Annotated in this window: 15 protein-coding genes; 12 read left to right on the top strand and 3 right to left on the bottom strand. The window is 35.3% G+C overall.

All coding sequences use genetic code 11. The annotated features are described in order from the left end of the window. Positions 1 to 87 precede the first annotated feature (87 nt). Positions 88 to 570, bottom strand: a complete 483-nt coding sequence (locus tag A3H37_03145) for a hypothetical protein (protein OGL50821.1) — start codon at positions 568 to 570, stop codon at positions 88 to 90. 19 nt (positions 571 to 589) lie between these two features. Further along, a complete protein-coding gene (locus tag A3H37_03140; GenBank protein OGL50820.1) occupies positions 590 to 3,790 on the bottom strand; it encodes a hypothetical protein in 3,201 nt (1,066 codons plus the stop codon). A 154-nt stretch (positions 3,791 to 3,944) separates the two neighbouring features. Between A3H37_03140 and A3H37_03135 the strand changes: the two genes are divergently transcribed. The 10 genes from A3H37_03135 to A3H37_03090 all read left to right on the top strand — a co-directional run bounded on the left by A3H37_03135 (position 3,945) and on the right by A3H37_03090 (position 17,074). Beyond that, positions 3,945 to 4,151: a hypothetical protein gene (locus A3H37_03135; GenBank protein ID OGL50819.1), complete on the top strand. Its 207-nt coding sequence runs from the start codon at positions 3,945 to 3,947 to the stop codon at positions 4,149 to 4,151. Between the two features lie 21 nt (positions 4,152 to 4,172). Next, entirely contained in the window at positions 4,173 to 4,751 is a 579-nt protein-coding gene (locus tag A3H37_03130) for a hypothetical protein (protein OGL50818.1), read from the top strand. After that, complete coding sequence (locus tag A3H37_03125; protein OGL50817.1) at positions 4,742 to 6,097, top strand: hypothetical protein; 1,356 nt, start codon at positions 4,742 to 4,744, stop codon at positions 6,095 to 6,097. The genes A3H37_03130 and A3H37_03125 overlap by 10 nt, the downstream gene beginning before the upstream one ends. Positions 6,098 to 6,119: 22 nt before the next feature. Then, positions 6,120 to 7,364 (top strand): beta-ketoacyl-[acyl-carrier-protein] synthase II, encoded by a 1,245-nt coding sequence (locus A3H37_03120; GenBank protein OGL50816.1) that lies wholly within the window; start codon positions 6,120 to 6,122, stop codon positions 7,362 to 7,364. A 3-nt stretch (positions 7,365 to 7,367) separates the two neighbouring features. Beyond that, positions 7,368 to 9,527, top strand: a complete 2,160-nt coding sequence (locus tag A3H37_03115) for a hypothetical protein (GenBank protein OGL50815.1) — start codon at positions 7,368 to 7,370, stop codon at positions 9,525 to 9,527. Then, the gene (locus tag A3H37_03110; GenBank protein ID OGL50814.1) at positions 9,524 to 11,674 is read left to right on the top strand and encodes a hypothetical protein; all 2,151 of its coding nucleotides are present in this window, start codon (positions 9,524 to 9,526) and stop codon (positions 11,672 to 11,674) included. The genes A3H37_03115 and A3H37_03110 overlap by 4 nt, the downstream gene beginning before the upstream one ends. Beyond that, a complete protein-coding gene (locus tag A3H37_03105) occupies positions 11,646 to 13,571 on the top strand; it encodes a hypothetical protein (GenBank protein OGL50813.1) in 1,926 nt (641 codons plus the stop codon). Before A3H37_03110 ends, A3H37_03105 begins: the two co-directional genes overlap by 29 nt. Continuing rightward, positions 13,571 to 14,935 (top strand): hypothetical protein, encoded by a 1,365-nt coding sequence (locus A3H37_03100; protein OGL50812.1) that lies wholly within the window; start codon positions 13,571 to 13,573, stop codon positions 14,933 to 14,935. Before A3H37_03105 ends, A3H37_03100 begins: the two co-directional genes overlap by 1 nt. 376 nt (positions 14,936 to 15,311) lie before the next feature. Further along, complete coding sequence (locus A3H37_03095) at positions 15,312 to 16,415, top strand: hypothetical protein (protein ID OGL50811.1); 1,104 nt, start codon at positions 15,312 to 15,314, stop codon at positions 16,413 to 16,415. Positions 16,416 to 16,435: 20 nt separating this feature from the next. Next, positions 16,436 to 17,074: a hypothetical protein gene (locus A3H37_03090; protein OGL50810.1), complete on the top strand. Its 639-nt coding sequence runs from the start codon at positions 16,436 to 16,438 to the stop codon at positions 17,072 to 17,074. 7 nt (positions 17,075 to 17,081) lie between these two features. On the opposite strand, the gene A3H37_03085 is transcribed toward A3H37_03090, so the two are convergent. After that, complete coding sequence (locus A3H37_03085; protein ID OGL50809.1) at positions 17,082 to 18,053, bottom strand: hypothetical protein; 972 nt, start codon at positions 18,051 to 18,053, stop codon at positions 17,082 to 17,084. 223 nt (positions 18,054 to 18,276) lie between these two features. Between A3H37_03085 and A3H37_03080 the strand changes: the two genes are divergently transcribed. Both A3H37_03080 and A3H37_03075 read left to right on the top strand, forming a co-directional pair. Next, positions 18,277 to 18,606: a hypothetical protein gene (locus A3H37_03080; GenBank protein ID OGL50808.1), complete on the top strand. Its 330-nt coding sequence runs from the start codon at positions 18,277 to 18,279 to the stop codon at positions 18,604 to 18,606. Further along, complete coding sequence (locus tag A3H37_03075) at positions 18,607 to 19,821, top strand: bifunctional ornithine acetyltransferase/N-acetylglutamate synthase (protein ID OGL50807.1); 1,215 nt, start codon at positions 18,607 to 18,609, stop codon at positions 19,819 to 19,821. It abuts the gene before it with no gap. Positions 19,822 to 19,889 lie beyond the last annotated feature (68 nt).

The raw sequence follows: 19,889 nt of genomic DNA, 5'->3' as shown, positions 1-19,889 counted from the left end.
AATGTGATAAAAGGGGACAACTTCCATTTTTTCTTAGAGGGGAGAAATCCTTAGTCGCACAGGATTTATTGCAGGAGAAAAGAAGGGTTAAGAGTTTAAAAGAGGAAGCTCTTTCAGGATATTATTTTTCTCATCAATAAACCTTATAACTTTTATCCCCTTTTTTTGAATCTTTGCAATTGCATAAGGGCTGGTTAGGGCTTGGGTGAGAATTGACGAGGGAGAGGGTTCTTTTAATTTTACCTCAATTGAAAGGGCGCCTTCAGGAGAGAGATAGGTCCTTCCAAAATCGATTGAAAAGCCTCCTGTTGGCTTTTGCCCAAAAAGGAGCACAATTACTATCTTTTCTTTAAAATCTACTGGCGGCGGAGGGGGCGAAAGAATTTCAATGGAATGAAGCATTGAGAAAACTTTTAAAAATTCTTGTTTCTCCTTAATGACCATGAATGAAAGCTCTTTTTCTGTAAAGCCTGAATAAGTCCCTTTATCTAAAACCGTTAAAGGAAAATTAAGAGATGTGGCTTTTGGGTTCTGGGTAGGCAGATGGCAGGCAAAAAGAGCAATCAGCAAAAAAAAATTGATTTCCTTTTCATTGCATCGCCTTGGGTTTTTTCTTTAGCTTCATGAAACCCTTTTTTGGCAGATTTTTCCCTGTTATGAAGCTTAATTCACTGACAGGAAAATCAATGCCGCTTGATTCTTTGTCAGCCTCAATCTTAACAAGGTCGGGCTCTGAGAAAAGGGGAAAGATTCCGCAGGCATCCTCATCCTCGCAGATTATATCATTATTGTCCCTGTCTGTGCCTGCAATTATATAATATTCACCCTCAGGGATTGATATTACATTATATGAAAAATTATTAGTCACATTCGTTTCAGCCTGGGCAACGGTTTCAAAAGTATTCTTGTCAACTACCAGCACAAAGACCTCGCCAATATCCCTTTTGCCTGGTGTGGGTTCGTCTTCGCCTTGAACCTGCATAGAGACATTAATTTCTGCGTTTCCTCCGTTTGAAGCTATATCTATTGTTCCTTCATATCCTCCTGGAGAAAGCCCTGTCCTGTCTACTGTGACTGTAAGGATAAGAGGGGCATCCCCTGATTCCGGAGAGGCTGAAAGCCAGGAATCAGAAGAAGTGACTTGAGTCAGGCTAAGCGTCTCTCCGCCGCCATTTTCAACCAGGACAGTCAAACTTGTTTCTTCTGTTCCAAAATTAAGGGATTTTGTTGACACAGCAAGCTTTGGCCCTACTCCGCTTGATGTCTCAATGGCTGAAAGCACTGCATTCTTTGGATTAATCAATCCTGCATTTGGGAATTTTGCTTTTGTTGATGAGGAAACCCCTGATGATGTATTTATGAGTATGTTTTTAATCTCAGAAGGAGAAAGAAGAGGCAATTCCTTTGAAACCCTTGCACCCTGAATCAGGGCAATAATACCGGCAACATGAGGAGATGCCATGGATGTGCCCTGGTAAAAGACATAATTGAACTCGTTGCTTTCCTCACTTTTTAAGGTTGATAGGACTCCGTCCTGATAGCCATCTCCGTTTTTATCAGAAGATGTATCACCCCCTGGTGCCAAGATATCAATCCTTGTGCCATAATTAGAATAAGGGGCTTTTTCTGCATTTAAGTCCACAGCACCCACTGAGATTACTCCATCATAGGATGCAGGATAAAAAGGTTCGCTTTGGGAATCTTTATTTGAGTTTCCGGATGCAGCTACTATTGTGACTCCAGCATTTATGGCTTTGGTTATTGCATCCTGCTGAGACTGGGCAGAGCCTGGGCCGCCAAGGCTCATGTTTATTACATCTGCTTTTTTGCTTGGGAAGTTTTTTGAAGAATTTTCAAGGCGTGCTGCATAGAGGATTGCCTGGGTGATGTCAAAATTTGTTCCGCCCTCTTTTCCCAGGACCCTTATTGGCATTATCTTGCAATTCCAGTCAACTCCGGCAACACCGGTGCTGTTATCCGTGAGTGCTCCGATTGTGCCAGCTACATGGCTTCCGTGAAAGCTTGAGTGGACCTTTGCCGGGTCATCTCCAGGGTCATCAGCATTTGAATCTATTCCGTCTTCATCAAGGGCATTTCCTGCATCGCTTATAAAATCATAGCCATCACTGGTAAGCCGCGTTTTTAAATCAGGATGGTTAAGAAGGACTCCTGTGTCAATGACTGCCACTGTTACACTTGAATTTCCTGTTGTTATGTCCCAGGTCTCAGGCAGGTTTATCAGGGGATAGTGCCACTGATATTTGTAATAGGTATCATTAGGGGTTTTTGCAGGATAATAGATATAATTTGGCTCTGCATAGAGCACATCAGGGTCCTGATTTAGTTTTTCAATTACTCTTAAAGTCTGCGCTTTTAAAGAATCTACTGCTTTCTTTTTCGCGAGGCTTCCTTTTTCAGACAGGGATTTTTTGAATTCCTTTAACTCACTTATCTCAAAAAGCAGGGGGCCGTTATAGCTTTCGCCTTTCTTTTTCAGGTTAAACTGCAAAACCTTCTTTGAGGCAGAAGGGGTTTTCCCATTTTTAAATTTAACAACGACCTCGCCAGGGACAAAGTCAGCAGTCGCCTTTTTTCTTTTTTTGGAAACAGTTTTGGGAATCGTAATGGTTGTGCCTGGGTCTCCGTCTTCTGAGGCGCCAAAGATTTTTACAGGGAAGTAGAGGATATTAAAGGCTCCAGAAAGATTATCTTCATTGTTTTCCTCCTCAGTTAAACTGATATAATCCTCTACAATCAGCTTTCCGGAAATAGAGCCTGTTGCATTCGGGTTAAATTCTTCCAGAGTCAATGTATAGGAGCCGGTTTCCAGAACAAAGCGGCTGTTTGCAATTATGCTATAAGTGCCACTGTAGGGAAGCTCTCCTGAAATCCTTGCATCATTGCCGCCGCCGCTATCATCATCCTCTGCTATTATGGTATCTTCGAAAATACCAGAATAGATTAAATAGAGATAGCTGTCTATTTCTGCTGAACTCATCCGTATATCAACAGACTGGTTAGCTTGCCCGGTAAAAAAGTATTGATCATAGAGGGTAGAATCATCAAAATAGTCATCAGATAAATCCAGAGACCCTGAAACAGGAACTCCAAAATCTATGCTGGAAGAGGTGGCAGATTTACTGGAATTTGAAAGAACCTTCCTGTTTATAAAATTACTGCCTGTAGAAAAAGAATCTATGGTGAGGATATAATTTGATTCTAAATCCTTTGCATCAACACCAATTATATAAGTCCCAAGGTCATTAACAGTTATTGACTTCTCCTGACCAGGAAAGGCTGAATCAGAAACAGCAAGCTTTTCACCAGTTAGCGGGTCAAGGAGATAGAGGTCAAGGTCAGCTGAAGTATTTAAAATCTTTAAGGAAATTTTTGCCGGTTTTTTCAAAGCAACCTTATAGATATCTTCTATAGTTATCTCCTCGCCAGGGGTTGCTTTAAAGTTTGCGGTTTTATTCCTCTTTGCTATGGTTATCTGCTGGCTATTAGGGTCAAAGACATATCCTGGAAAAGAGGGAATTATTGTATATGTCCCGGCTAAGAGTTTTGTGAAACTGTATTTTCCCAATCTGTTAGTCTTTGATGTCCTGGTGACTTCTCCTTGAGAGGTAGTACCTGAAAGCCCTATAGAGACATCTTTTAATCTCTTTCCTGTACCTGTTTTTTTTACAATGCCTGATATCGTAAATCTTGAAATTCTGGAATCTGCTTCATTAGCGGAAAGGGAAAGGAGAAAACAGGCACCAAGGAGAATCAGGAGGAATTTTTTCATGATGGGTTTAAAACTAATCAATCTTAAATTATATGTCAAGGAATTTAAAACAAGAGCCAAATTTCTTGACTCTGAGCATTTTTTCTGATATAAAAATCAAATATTTTTCTTATAGAAATAAGTAAGTTTTTAATTAAAGAGAATTTTATCTCCTATGAAATTACTTTTAATTCAGCCATCTCATCTGGATGAAAAGGGAAAGGTTTATAAGAAGGCGCTAATGCCGACTTTAGCCATGACTTACATTGCAGCTTTGAATCCCATTTGCTCTACTCCCTTTAAGTGTCTTTATCTTCTCGGTTTAATAAATTTTATTATACGAAAAGGAATAAAGAAGAGAATGAGACCTTTATTGATTTAATCCTTAGTTGCTGCAAGAAGTATGTTTTTCAAAATATTTTTTTTAATATTTATGATTTTTATGTGCATTGAGCGTCTCTTTGAGCTCTATTGCTGGCGAGAGAAGGAGGATGGAATAATTGAAGCTCGATGGACATTTAGAACACTCCTGATTGTTCATATATTAATATTTATAAGCGTGTTCGTGGAATATTTCACAAAGAAACCAGAAATAATTTTTTTTATAACAATAATTGGTCTTTTTATGTTTTCTTTGGGACTAATTGGAAGAAATTGGACTATCAGGACTCTTGGGAAGCTCCATAGTGTTCATATAGAGATTAGAGAAAATCATAAACTGATAATAGAGGGTCCCTATAAATATGTGAGGAACCCGTATTATCTTAGTGTGCTGTTGGAGGTATTAGGATTCCCATTAGTAGCTAATGCTTACTATTCATTTTTAGTATCAGTATTTATCTATTCTCCTTTGATATTCTTAAGAACTTATTATGAAGAAAAAACTTTTGAGAAAAAGTTTGGAGAGGAATATGTAAGATATAAGAATGAGATTAATGCATTTATCCCATTCAAAAAAAGGCGCAGTTTGGTATGCAATTGAATGTGAAGAATTATAAATTGAAATTAATTCAACCATCTCAATTAGTGAATGGTAAAATAAGGAAATTTGAAAAATCCTTTGTTCCCAGTCGTACTCTACCTTATATAGCAGCTTTAACTCCTTCTGATTTTAGTGTTTCCATTATTGATGAAACCCTTGAGGATATAAATTTTGATGAACCAGTAGATTTGGTTGGGATTACAAGTTTAATAACACAACTACCAAGAGCATTACAGATAGCTGAGGAATATAAGAAGAGAGGTACTAAGGTTATCCTTGGGGGACCAGCTCCAAGCTATTTAATTGAAGAGGTTCTACCTCATGTAGATAGTGTTGTTGTCGGAGAAAGCGAGAATATATGGTGGAAGGTTTTAGATGATTTTAAAAAAGGAGAGCTTGAAAAGATATATTTTCCTAATGGTACACCATCTTTAGAAAAGCTTCCCACTCCTTGTTTTAATTTATTGCCATTGGATAAATATCTTAAACCAGGATTTTTATTTAAAACGAGTAAATGGCCCAGAATTCCCATAGAAACGGCAAGAGGTTGCTTCCATGATTGCGATTTTTGTTGTGTTAGTAATTACTTTGGCAAAAAAATGAGATTCCGCCCTATTGCTGAAGTAGTAGAAGAGATACAAAAATTTAAAGGGGCTTTTATTGTTTTCACTGATGACAATATAGCTGCTCAGCCAGAAAGAGCAAAGGAGCTTTTCAAGGCTTTGATTTCTTTAAAGATACATTGGTTTGGGCAATTCAGTTCTTTGGCTGCAATGGATGAGGAATTAGTGACTCTGGCAGGGAAATCTGGTTGTATCTTTGCATTTTTGGGAATAGAGAGTATTTCAAAAGAATCCCTTCTCTCAGTGAGGAAAAATTTCAATAGAATAGAAAATTATTCTAAAATTTTTAAAATATACTCTGATGCCGGGATTCAACCAAACCCGAGTATGATTTTTGGCTTTGATGGAGATACAAAGGAATTAATGGATGAGACAATAGATTTTTTAACAAAGGAAAAAATCCCATTAATGGTTCAATGGATATTAACTCCTGTGCCAGGAACAAAATTATTTGAAAGATTTTTGGAAGAGGGGAGGATATTACACAAGGATTATTCAAAATACGATGGCACGAATGTTGTTTTCAAGCCGAAGAACATGGAACCAAATGAATTAGAGGAAAAATTTTGGGAAGTTTTTCAAAAATTTTATCGGATTTCTAATATAGCCTATAGGCTTTTCTATAGATTAAATAAACTTACCATCTTCCTACTGAAGAGAAACTTATTTTTTCAAAATATGGTCAACAGAAGAATTCACCCTTATTCAGGAGGTTTAGAATAACCTAAAAGGATACAGCAAAGATATGAAAAAGAAAAGAGTTGTCGTAACAGGAATTGGTGTTGTTGCTTCAAATGGTATAGGAAAAAAAAATTTCTGGGATTCTTTAAAAGAGGGGAGATCAGGGATTAAAGAAATAACCAGCTTTGATGCATCCAGTTATCCCTGCCATGTAGCCGGAGAAGTTACAGATTTTGACCCCATTGATTATATTCCCCCTCAACTTTCAAAAAGGATTGACCGTTTTGCTCAATTTGGTCTTGTTTCAACAAAGATGGCGCTTGAAGACTCAAAAATTGACATAGAGAATGAAAGAAAAGAAAGAATAGCTGTTTTAATAGGAACATCCGTTGGAGCGCTGGCAATAGGAGAGAGGCAACATGCAATATTCCTTGAAAAAGGGTATAAAAGAATAAACCCATTTTTTGCCACATCAATAATACCAAGTTCCTGTGCAAGCCAGATAATGATAAGTTATGGAATAACAGGGCCAACCCAGACAATCACAACTGCGTGCGCTTCATCAACTTCAGCAGTAGGGGAGGCTTTCGAGTATATAAGAAACGGAAGGGTAGATGTTGCAATTGCAGGAGGCTCAGAAACACCTGTTACCCCTTTTGCCATTGCTACTTTTGCCAATGTTAATCTTCTCTCTAAGCATAGTGGAGACCCCTCAACTGTCTATAGACCGTTCAGCAGGGACAGAGATGGATTGGTTTTTGGAGAAGGAGCAGGAATTATTATTCTTGAAGAGTATGAGCATGCAAAAAAGAGAAAAGCAAAAATCTACGGTGAGATTACAGGTTATGGAGCAACTTGCGATGCATATCATGTTATGACCCCTTTGCCGGATTCTCTTCAGGGTTCAAGGGCGATCCAGATTGCTTTGAAAGATTCCGGTATATCTCCAAGGGAGGTTGACCATATCAATGCTCATGGGAGCGGAACAATCGTAAATGACAGGGCAGAGACTCTGATGATAAAAAACGTATTTGGAAAACATGCCTACAGATTGTCAGTTACAGCAACAAAATCCATGACAGGTCATGCAATGGGCGGATGTGGTGCTATGGAAATTGTTGCGTGTTTTCTAATGCTTGAGAATCAATTCCTTCATCCTACCATAAATCTTCATATCCCAGACCCGGAGTGCGATTTGGACTATGTCCCCAACAAGGGTTGTAAAAAGGAGATAAAAACTATTGTTAAAACCTCTTTTGGTTTTGGGGGTTATAATTCTGTGGTTGTTCTCAGGAGATTTGAAGGATAAAAAATGAACTGGTATGCCATAGGTTTTTTTACTGGAAGCATTTTTGCTTTTATACTTGGAATCTTTGTCTATCTGAGAAACAGGAAACTATTTCTTAATAAGATATGGTGCTTACAATGCTTTAGTGTTTCTCTCTGGTATTTTGGCCGTTGTATGGTTGGTGTTTCAATAGGTAGGGATGAAGCTCTTTTTTGGAATAGAGTTTTATATTTAGGGGCTATTTTCATTCCTTTTTTAACGCTTCATTTTTTTCTTGTTTTGGTTGAACAAGCCAGAGAAAAGAGAGCCCTACTTTTTGTTGGATATGGATTTGCACTGGTTGAACTGGTAGGCTTTAATTTTAGCAAGTTGTTTGTTAAGGATGTTATTTCCCACTTTGCATTTGGTTTCTATGAAGTTCCTGGAAAGATTTATTTTATCCATTTCCTTGTATACTGGGTTCCAATCTATGGTGTATGGCTTTTAATCAAAGAGCACCAAAGAACAACTCTTCTTTTAAAAAAAAATCAGTTAAGATATGTTATTTTTGCATCCGTAATTGGATTTGTAAGTGCTTCAACATCCTTTTTCCCGCTTATTGATTTAAAAACACCACCAATTGCAGCCCATTTATCTACAATTTATGTTTTTATCATTAGCTATGCCATAGTTAAATATCGCTTGATGGCAATTACTGTTGTCATAAAAAAGAGTGTAACATACTTTTTTTTAATTATACTTTTTTTCGTCCCCTGTTTCCTGATAGTTCTGCTAAGCGAAAAAGTATCATTTGATGTATTTAGTTACAGTTTTTCATTAATTCTTTTCCTGCTTTTTGTCTTTGCAGCATTTGTTTTCCCAAGGGTAAAAGTTCTTCTTGATAGAAAAGGAAGAGAGATATTTTTCAAGGATGAGGTGACAAACGAGAATGTTTTTTATAACCTGAGCAAAACAGTTACACAGGTTCTGGAGATAGATGACTTACTGGAATATATAGTTGATATAATAATAAAAACAATTGCTGTTAAAAAAGTGTCAATTCTTGTGCTTGACAGTGATGAGAGTAAATATGAAATAAGAGCCTCACACGGATTTAACGGGGAAATTAAGAATCTTTTGTTACGGAAAGATGATTTTCTGTCCAGATGGATGGAAGAGAAAAATGAAGTAGTTATAAGGGAAGAGGTTGAAGAAGAGATTTCATACGACTCAAGGATGAATTTAATAAATACAAAAATGATGGAGTTGGATTCAGAAGTTTCTCTGCCGCTTATTCATGATAATCGTTTGGTGGGTGTTATAAATCTGGATAAAAAAGAAAACGGCGGAGTATACTCTTACAGAGAGTTTGAGATGCTTAAGGCTTTGGCAAATCAAGCTTCTGTAGCAATAGAGAATGCAAGATTATATGATATGTTGAGAAAATCCAAAATTCATATGAGAAGGGCTGACAAACTCGCTTCTCTCGGAACCCTGACTGCAGGACTTGCTCATGAAATACGGAACCCGCTTGTTTCAATAAAAACCTTTTTACAACTCCTGCCTGAAAGGTTTGATGACAACGAGTTCAGAAATAATTTTTTGAATCTTACTATCGAAGAGGTTGAAAGGATATGCCGCTTACTGACTGAGCTTTTAGAGTTTGCAAGGCCTTCAGAACCAATACTGAAGGAAATTGACATAAATGATGTGCTTGAAAAGGTTATAATGCTTGCAGAGAATGAGGGTCTGAAGAAGAATCTGGTAATTCACAAGCAGTATGTCAGTGGACTTCCAAAGGTTATGGCTGATAAAGAGCAGATGAAACAGGTTTTTTTGAATGTAATCTTGAACGCAGTTCAGGCTTCATATGAAAATGGTGAAATTTTTATTGAAACGAGATTTCTTGAAGGAGAAAAGAAATTTGTTCAGATTGAGATAAAAGATACAGGGAAAGGGATTTCAGAGAAAAATATTGAAAATATTTTTACACCGTTTTTTACAACCAAAGACGGCGGAACAGGGCTTGGACTTTCCATATGTCATCAAATTATTCAGGAGCATAAAGGAACAATAGATGTGCAAAGCAAAGAAGGAAATGGGAGTTCTTTTATTATCAGCCTCCCTCTTAATCCTGAGGAATCAGATAATGGGCAGGATTGCCAATTATCTGAAAAAGAATTTATTGAGAGGACAGTAAGATGAACTGGTATGTTTTCGGTTTCTTTTTTGGGATTTTCCTGACATTAACTTCAGCAGTGTTTGTTTACCTCAAAGGAAGAAAAAATCTTCAAAACAGATTATGGTGCATTATCTGTTTAATACTTACTGTATGGCAGGCTGGAAGATATATGACTGCTGTTTCCATTGATGAGAAACAGGCTCTTCTCTGGTGCAAGGTTGTATATGTTGGAGCCATATTTATTCTTCCCATTAGCTTCCATTTCATATCTGTGCTTTTAAATAAGACAAGAGAACAGAAAAAACTGATTGTTTTTGCCTATTTCCTTGGAGGAACAGAGCTGATTCTCAGCTTTACCAATATCCTTGTTGAAAAAATGGAGTTAAGGCAGGGAATCGGATTCTATGAAAATCCTGGAAAATTGTATACGGTCTATTTCCTCACATATGTTTTTTTTGCATCCTACATAATTTATGAATTGGCAAGGTCATGCTATTCAATCACATCAAGCTTCAAACGGATAAGGATAAAATACATAACAATTGCATCAGTTCTTGGTTTTGCAGGAGGGTTTACTGCCTTTTTTCCTGTTTTTGACTTGAAAATCCTGCCATTTGCAGCGCCTTTTGCTTCTTTCTATCTTTCGTTGATAAGCTATGCGCTGATTTATTTCAAAATAATGGATATCACTTATCTGATAAAAAAAGGATTTATTGATTTCATGATATTTTCTTTGTTACTGATTCCAACATACTTTTTGATACTGTTTGGAGAAAAACATTTTCTTGGAGAGACTGATTATTTTTTTACTACATTAACAACATTTATGACTTTTTTAATCGGAGGGGTGTTGCCGCGATACAGAGGAGTTACTCAGAGGAGTATCGAAGAAGTTCTCTTTAAAGGGGATTTTAATTATGAAGATACTGTTTATAAGCTGACAAAGATGATAGCCGGGATACTCGATTTAAAAACTCTTCTCAAAATGATACTGGAAAGTCTCGTGAAAACTATGAATATTACAAAAGCAGCGATAATATTGCTTGATGATGAGAAAGGAGTCTTTAAAATTGAAGAATCCTGTGGTTATGACAACGAGCTAATTTCCCCTTATTTCTCAAGGGACAACTTTTTCGCAAATTGGATTAAGGAAAGGAATGACATTATAATAAAGGAGGAAATTGAGAAATACTACTCTGACAGCAAGATTGTTGCTGTGGCGAATACAATGAAAAACATGGAGGCGGAAGTGTTTTTGCCTCTTATAATCAGGGAGCGATTAATCGGTATTGTTTCTCTTGGAAGGAAAGAGTCCGGGGAAATGTATTCAGGAAAAGATATAGAGCTTTTAATGATTTTGGCTCACCAGAGCGCTGTTGCTATTGAAAACGCAAAATTGTACGACAATTTAAAGAAGTCAAAAACAAATATGCAAAGAGCCGACAGGCTTGCCTCTCTTGGAACTTTGACTGCAGGACTTGCCCATGAAATACGCAACCCTCTTGTTTCAATAAAAACATTTTTGCAGCTTCTTCCTGAAAGATTCGATGACAAGGAATTCAGGACTAATTTTCTGAACCTTACTGTTGAGGAAGTGGAGAGGATATCCCGCCTGCTCAGTGAACTTCTTGATTTTGCAAAACCTTCCAAGCCAAATCTTAATGAAGAGGATATCAATGAAGTTATTGAAAAAATAGCTCTTCTAGTTAATAATCAGGCAAAAAAGAAAAACATATCAATTAATAAAAACTATAATACAGATCTTCCAAAAATATTGATGGACAGAGAGCAGATGAAGCAGGTATTCTTAAATACCATTATGAATGCAATACATGCAACATCTGAAGGTGGAGAAATATTTATTACTACAAGATATTATGAGGATAGGGTTGATATAATTCAGGTGGAAATCAGTGATACTGGGGAGGGAATTCCTGAAAAAGATATAGAAAACATATTTACACCGTTTTTCACCACCAAACATACTGGGACAGGATTGGGCCTTTCAATAAGTCATCAGATTGTTCAGGAACATCGTGGTACAATTAATGTTAAAAGCCAGACAGGGAAAGGAAGTTCATTTTTCATAAATTTACCAGTTAATCCGAGACGTTATGAACGAAGAAGGGCAATTGAACGACATGAAAAACAAAATATTAGTTTGCAGTGATTCCAAAAGCCTGAAAGAATCAATAAGAATAATTCTTGGAAACGAATACCAATTAATTTCAGGAAGTTTTCTGAAAGACTTTAAAGAAGTTGCCAAAAAAGAAGAAGCAGACGTAGCTATTCTTGAAATCGGGTCTCTCACAGATACAAAAATTAATTCCATGTATGAAATAAATTCCTTATTCAACGACCTGCCATTCATTATTTTATTTGCTGATTACAATGAAGATAACTTAGTGAGTATTTTTGGAAGGAAAAACAGAATATTCTTAAAAATTCCATCTGAAATATTTGATTTGAAAGATAAAATTGAAATTCTTATGAATAAAAGATGGCTGGAAAATTCCATGGAGAAAGTGATAGAAGAGAATATAACCGATGATAAATATCTTATTTCTTCAAACTTATTAAAATTTGGGAATGAAGTAATCCGGTTGCTTAAAAAAGCAACTCCAATTAAGGCGTCAGTCCTGATAAGCGGTGAAGGAGGAACAGGGCGTGAACTGGCAGCACGAATAATTCACTACAGCAGTTCAAGAAAAGGAAAATTTGTTAATATAAACTGCAGCAGTTTAAATCTGAAGGAATTAACAAGCATTTTTAAAGATGAAGCAGAATCTGGATTTCAGAAAGAAGAATCTTTATACAGGACAATATATTTTAACAAAATAGAAGATCTTTCTTGCGAACTACAGATGGCACTGTCGGAGTTTCTTGATCTCGGAGGAATTATAACAGAAAATGGCAAGTTTAAAAAATTTAATGGAAGGATAGTTGCATCTACATCAAAAAATCTTTTTTATGAAATGAGACAAAACAGGTTTGACCCAAAGCTGTTTTATAAGATTAGCCTTTTTCCAATCAACATTGCTCCATTGAGAGATAGAAAAGATGAAATTCCATTGATTGTCAATATGATACTCAGCGAAGGGATGAAAAATCTTAATATTATAAAGAAATCTTTTACACAGGATGCAATGGAATTATTCCAGAATTACCTATGGCCACTGAACTTAATGGAACTTGAAAATATAGTGCTGAGGGCAGCAGTGCTGTCTGAGAATGAAGTAATCTCTGCTGATGAAATCTCCCCTTTGTTTGGAGATATTCAGAAAAAGTCAATGATAGAGAAAAGTTCATTATCAGATAGTATAAAAACAGATTCAGTAAATTTCAAAATTGCAAAATCGCACGGTATAACTAATTATAATGACAATCTGATTCTTGAATTAGCACACGAAATTAAAAACCCTCTGGTTGCAATTAAAACCTTTGCTAATTTATTTCCTGAGAATTTTAATGATCCAGACTTCAGAGAGAATTTTTATAAAATAGTAAGCCGGGATGTAGAGAGAATTGATTCGTTGGTTGAGAGAATACTGGAATATCAAAATGTGTTGTCAGTAAAAGGAAAAAGAGAGCCATTATCATCAATTTTAAACAAGACAATCAAGTCATTCAGTAAAGAATTTGAAAAAAGAAAAATATTTATTTATAAAGATATTAGTAATGATTTGTCTAAAATATGTGTGGAAAACAATAAATTTGAGTGTGTTTTCAAAAACATAATTTCAAAGTTAATTAAAGAAGCAGGAGAGGGAGGAGGAGAAATAAAATTTTCTGCAAAGGCAGAGCATAATAATGATATAGATGCTGAAAATATTTTCAAAGACGCAGTTGATCTCCATATAAAAGCAAAATCCAAAAAGAGAGAAGATGATGAGATCTCTCAGGAAATAAAAGATAACTATTCAGAAATGAAGGGAATTGAAATATTCTTAGCAGAACAATTAATAAAATATAGCTGCGGGAGAATGACAATAAATACTTTTAATAATAACGGAATTGATGTTAGTATACTACTGCCTATAATAAGCGGCCCATACAAGGAGATATGATGAAGGGAAAAATAATTCTCATTGTTGATGATGAATTAAGCATCAGGGAATCAATACGCATGATTCTGAAAAATGAGTACGAGGTGTTAATGGCAGGAAACGGAAGCACCGCTTTAAAGACCATTAAAGAGCAAAAACCTGACCTGGTTTTTCTTGATATCATTATGCCAGGAGAGGATGGTATAGAGATTTTAAAGAAGATTAAGGAAAGAGGAGATAATGTTAGAGTTATAATGCTCACTGCAACTAAGACAATTAAAACAGCAGTATCAGCGATGAAATTAGGAGCTTATGATTACATTACTAAACCCTTTGATATTGATGAAATAAAGCTCTTAATCAGCAAGGCTCTGAGCGAAAATGGTTCAACGAAAAAAAAAGAAGTAAGACAAGGCGACTACAGTTTCAGCAGTATCATTGGAAATACTGGGGTTATCAGAGAGATTTTCCATACGATTGAGCAAATCGCTGACACAAAATCAACAGTCTTAATATTGGGTGAGAGCGGTACAGGAAAGGAATTAGTTGCAAAAGCAATTCATTATAACAGTAACAGAAAGGAATTCCCTTTTGTAGCGATTAATTGTGCTGCAATTCCTGAAACTCTTATAGAGAGTGAACTTTTTGGGTCTGAAAAGGGAGCTTTCACTGATGCTTATGCGAAAAGGATAGGGAAATTTGAAATGGCTGATAAGGGAACTCTTTTTCTTGATGAAATTGGAGAACTTTCAACAGCTACTCAATCAAAGCTTTTAAGGGTGTTGCAGGAGAGAGAATTTGTAAGGATTGGAGGAACAAAACCTGTTAAAGTTGATGTCAGATTGCTTACTGCTACTAACAAGGATCTGGAGAAGGCTGTTGAAAAAGGAATGTTTCGCTCAGACCTATATTACAGGATAAATGTAGTTCCTATAGTTATTCCGCCTTTAAGAGAAAGAAAAGCAGATATTCCTCTTCTTGCAGATTACTTTTTATCGCGTGTTTCTGCGGATGGAAAAAAAGAAAAAAAGAAAATTTCTGAGGAAGCGATTGAGGTTTTGATTTCATACAACTGGCCCGGAAATGTCAGAGAGCTTGAGAATGTTATAGAGAGAATGGTTGCCCTTACACATAATAATACAATAGAAAAAGATGATTTACCGCCTAATATTTTAATAATTCAAAAAGCCAACACACTTAAAGAAGAAGTCCTTGATGGTAATATTCTTTTTGACGAGGCAGGGCAGGAATTTGAACAAGAAATAATTCTTAATGCTCTTAAAAAGGCTAATTTTGTTCAAACAAAAGCTGCCAACATTTTAGGAATAAGCAGAAGAATTTTAAAGTATAAAATGGATAAATATGGGATTGAAGTAGAAAATTAAAATTTAACAATTTCGCAAAACAGAAAACTATAAAATATTTTGTTTCTGTCCACGATTCATTTACCCGACTTCCTGCATTTTAACCTCAAATCATTTTTATAAAATCTTCCTTTAATCTGACGTTTAAAAGTAGCTGTGTTTTTTAAATATGCTGCCATTAGCTAACACCATTGTACAAATATGTACATTTTTTTGTGAAATGGTTAGCACTAATCCATCTGATTAATATTTATTAAAAAAACAGATAGACTGATAAATCAACAGATTATCTTAATATCCAATAGATTAAAATAGTTTAAATGAAGTTGGCATAAGATTTGCTATAAAAGTGTAGTCTAAATATTTTTTTACTTAAATTAAATAAGGAGCCTATTATATGAACCAACCTTCTATCCTTATTGTTGATGATGAAATCGGACCTAGAGAATCCCTGAGAATGATACTTAAACCTACTTACCAGGTGTATACTGCTGAAGATGGCAAAAAGGCTATTGAGATTATACACCAGCAAGCAATAGATTTGGTTACATTAGACCTTAGAATGCCAGGAATTTCAGGAATTGAGGTATTAAAAGCAATTAAGAAACATAATTCAGATATAGAGGTTGTAATAATTACTGGATATGGGACGCTTAAAACAGCTATAGACGGAATAAGATGGGAGGCTTTTGATTACATTACAAAACCATTTAATGTTGCTGAAATAATTTCAGTAATTAAAAAGGCAGTTGAGAGAAGAAAATTAAATGTTCACTTGAGTAATCTTTTAAATAATGTTCAGGAACTAGGCATTAAAAGAGATTTTGATGTTGTCAAGAGTACCCTTCAGGAGAACCAGCCGTTAATTGAAAAAATCAGAAAGATATTCAATGAAAACGCTAAAGAAAACAGAAGCGGAAATCCTATTGATTTTCTGGAATTTATAAAAGTCCTTTCCTGCACTCTTGAAAGCAAGGACCCCTATACTCATGGCCATTCAGGAAGAGTTTCCTATTATTCAAATCTGATTACGGAAAAGCTTCCTTTTACAAAAGAGGAAAAAAACGAACTACAGATAGCAACATTTCTTCATGACATAGGAAAGGTAGGGGTAAGCAATGAATACATATTCAAGGAAACTGCATTAACAGACAAGGAGTGGGAAATAGTGAAGCTGCATCCAATAAAAGGAGTTGATTTAATAAAGCCTTTAAACGTTTCTTCCTTTATTATTTCTGTGATAAGACACCACCATGAAAGAATGGATGGGAAAGGCTATCCGGATGGTTTAAAAAGAGATGAAATTCCACTTGCTGCAAGAGTAGTTGGTTTAGCTGATGCTTATGATGCAATGACAACTGACAGGCCATACAGGATTGCCCTTTCTAAAGATGCAGTCATCAGGGAATTGAGAATAAACGCAGGAACACAGTTTGACCCAAAACTTGTAGAAATATTTTTAGGGTTTTTAGAAAACGGTGAGTTGATTGCTTTAAGTTAAAAAAATAAAGGAGCAGGAAAGTGACTGGAAAATTAATAAGGTGCATTGAATGTGATGAGATAGTAAATATTATTGAAGGGGTAGATGATAAGGATGTTTTTGAAAAAAGACATAAGGGGCACAGCCTGGAAAAACTGCTTTCAAAAGAAGGTTCTTATGTCAGTGATGAACCTTTTGGCAGACCAGCAAAAGAATCCTATTTTGAAGTCACAAACGGCAAGAAGACATTTGTTATAAAAAGAACAATGAAAAATGCTGAGAACGAGGCAGAGTACTCAATAGTGCCTGGGAAATTGCGAATAAAGAAAATAGGGATTGAACTCAGAGTAAAGGAGATAAGACAACAGATAAGGATGGACAGAAACCTTAAAAAAATCAGCGAAATTAAAATAGATAAGTTTATAAAAGAGATTCAGAAACTCATATCACGTTTGAGTCCATCAGAGGTCGAAGAAATGCCATGGGCAAGTAATTATCCTATGCTTGGAATTGGAAAATTAAAAGATGATAAAATAGAAGAAATTATACGAATGGCAAATAAAGAGTTTTATGGAAACGAAAGAGAGAAAATAAAAAATTTTATTATGAATCAAACTGATGGAGATGGTGTTATGACGCTGAATATAATAAAATGTTTTCAGATTAACAATGAACAATAGGTCATGATTATTTTAATACTTTTATTGCCTTTTCAAACGAATCTTCATCTTCAATACAATGGACTCTGACTTTGCGGTCAATCCATCTTATTTGCTTTGACAAAACTCCTCCACCGCCAACTTCCAGAAAACAATTAATTCCTTCAGCAATCAATGCTTTTATTGAGCTTTCGAAAAAAACAGGTTTTGTAATATGCTCAGAAAGAAGCATTTTTATTTCCTGCCCGGAATTAAACAGTTTTACCTCTGTATCACAAAAAACAGGAATATCCGGGTCATCAAAGTTTATGTTATTAAGTGTTTCATGCCATAAGGGTGATAATTTTAAAAAATTAGTATGTATCAAATAATCAGCTTTTAAAAATAATTGGCAGAAAGCATCCATCTTTTTAGATAACTCTATTAATTTTAAAATTTCTTGTTCATTTCCGGAAACAATGAAATGGTTTTGAGCATTGAAATGACTTATTGAAAGAGAGCTTTCTGACAGGGAATTTTTAATTAATGAAATAAGTGTTTTTTCATTTAGTCCTGAGATTTCAGCATATGCAGGGCTGATATTATCTGAGTTTTGAGAAATGCTGTCTATTAACGATTTTATAAGATAGTTGCTTTCATCAAAGCTTATGCTTTTAGCCGCAAAAAGAGCTGCATATATTCCAAGGCTTGAACCAAGAAACGCTTTAGAAGTGATATTATAGTATCTCAAAATGTTGGCAAAAAGACAGCTTAATATGTGCGATGAAAGTAGTTTTTTTATCTCAGAGTCATATGTGTAGTCAAATCCGTTAATGCACGAAGAAGCTAATTCGCTTCCAAAAGAGATATTCGCATTTGTAAAAATTCTTTCAGCCGCAGGATAGGATTTGAAGAAAATCTTTCCTATCCCATTAAATTTTGTAATTTTTCCGGGGAATACAATAGCTAATCTTATATTTTCCATTACTGTTAAATTATTTTCAGAATTCTTGTTTGTCAATACCTTTTTAGAACTTTCTTGAGTATATTTCAGGTAGAGACATTAATGAAAATGTATGGCGAACGAATATATAAAAACTTATTCATTACAATCTGAGATTTCATGCAGTTTGTTGCATGGAACTTCAATTGCCAAGAATTGTTTATTATTGACATTTTACTTATATCTATTTAAAAAACTAAAATCTGTTTCATTTTACTTAATCCTTTATCTGGAGGACAATATGCGCACAGATGATGATGTAAGGATGGATTTGAAACAATTCCAAAAACTTTTTCAGAGACTTCTAGTGGAGAAAGAAAGAGAAGTAGCTCTTGCAAGGTCAGATAAAATGCTTTTTGCTGCTGAGATAAGGGAGATGCGGGAGATTGAAGCTAACATTGAAGCAATCTTTGAGAGAAATTCAATTATAACAAATTTAAGAGTGAAAAAACTTATTGAAGCAGAAAAAAGCAAGTATGAACTGAGCATGAAGGGCTGGAAAAACAGAAAAGATTATGCACTGCAGGTATTTGAAAAATTATTAAAAAAGAAGGATACACCAGGAGAATAGATGGTTTTATCAAAAATGAAAAAAATCTCAGGAGGAATAAATGCAGTCAGGGGGTTTAAGTCCGCAGGAATAAATTGCGGGATTAAAGGGAATGGCAAAAAAGATCTACTGCTTGTTTTATCAGAGAAATTAGCTTCTGCTGCAGGAGTATTTACAACAAACAGGGTAAGGGCATCATCCGTTATCGAGACTATCAAGAGAGTAAAAAATGGAATAGCAAAAGCCATTATTGCTAACAGCGGTAATGCAAATGCATGTACAGGGAAGAAGGGCGAAGAAACCACATTAGAGATTATAGAATTTACAGGAAAAAATCTGAAGATTTCAGGTGAGAATATTCTGGTTGCTTCAACAGGAATAATAGGAAGGTTGCCTGAGGTTGATAAAATCAGAAAAGGGGTCATGAGGCTTATGAAAAAGATTGATTCTGGAGATCTCTCAGGTGCTGCAGATGCAATTATGACAACAGATACTTTTTCAAAAGAAATCGCAATAGAGATTGAATTGAAAAATAGCAATATACGGATTGCTGGTATTGCAAAAGGAGCAGGAATGGTTTGCCCTAATATGGCAACAATGCTTGCTTTTATAGTGACAGATGCAACAATAAAAAAGAATATTTTACAAAAGGCTTTAAAAGAGGCTGTAGATAAGTCTTTTAATATGATTACGATAGATGGTTGTATGAGTACAAACGATATGGTCCTATTGCTTGCAAATGGCATGTCAGATTCTCAGGAAATAAAAAAAGGTTCAAATGAACTAAGACTCTTCAAGGCAGGGCTAGATTTTGTTGCAGGAAAGCTTGCAAAAATGATAGTTTTAGATGGAGAAGGGGCAACAAAACTGATTAAAATATCTGTCTTAGGAGCAAAGACAAAAAAATCAGCAAAGAATGCAGCAATGGCAATTGCCAATTCAAACCTTGTTAAGACTGCCTTTTTTGGTGAGATATTAAACTGGGGAAGAATAACTGCTGCGCTTGGTGCTTCAGGAATAGAGTTTTCTCCTGAAAAGATTGATATATATTTTAGCGGTAAGAAAATTGTTAATAAAGGGTGCGGGTGCGGTTTTAATGAAAAAGAAATCAAAAAGATTTTGAAGAATAAAGAAATAACAATTGAAGTCAGTCTAAACAATGGGAATAAGGAAGCCATAGTTTTAACTTCAGACCTTTCTTGCGAATATATTAGAATTAATGCGTCGTATAATTAAAAGGAATATCAATATTTTACCTTGACAGAAAAAATGGTTGTGTTATGAAAAACATTATAAAAGTAATG

The organism is Candidatus Schekmanbacteria bacterium RIFCSPLOWO2_02_FULL_38_14 (assembly GCA_001790855.1).
Lineage (GTDB): Bacteria > Schekmanbacteria > GWA2-38-11 > GWA2-38-11 > GWA2-38-11 > 2-02-FULL-38-14-A.
This window is presented reverse-complemented; position numbering and strand designations above follow the sequence as displayed.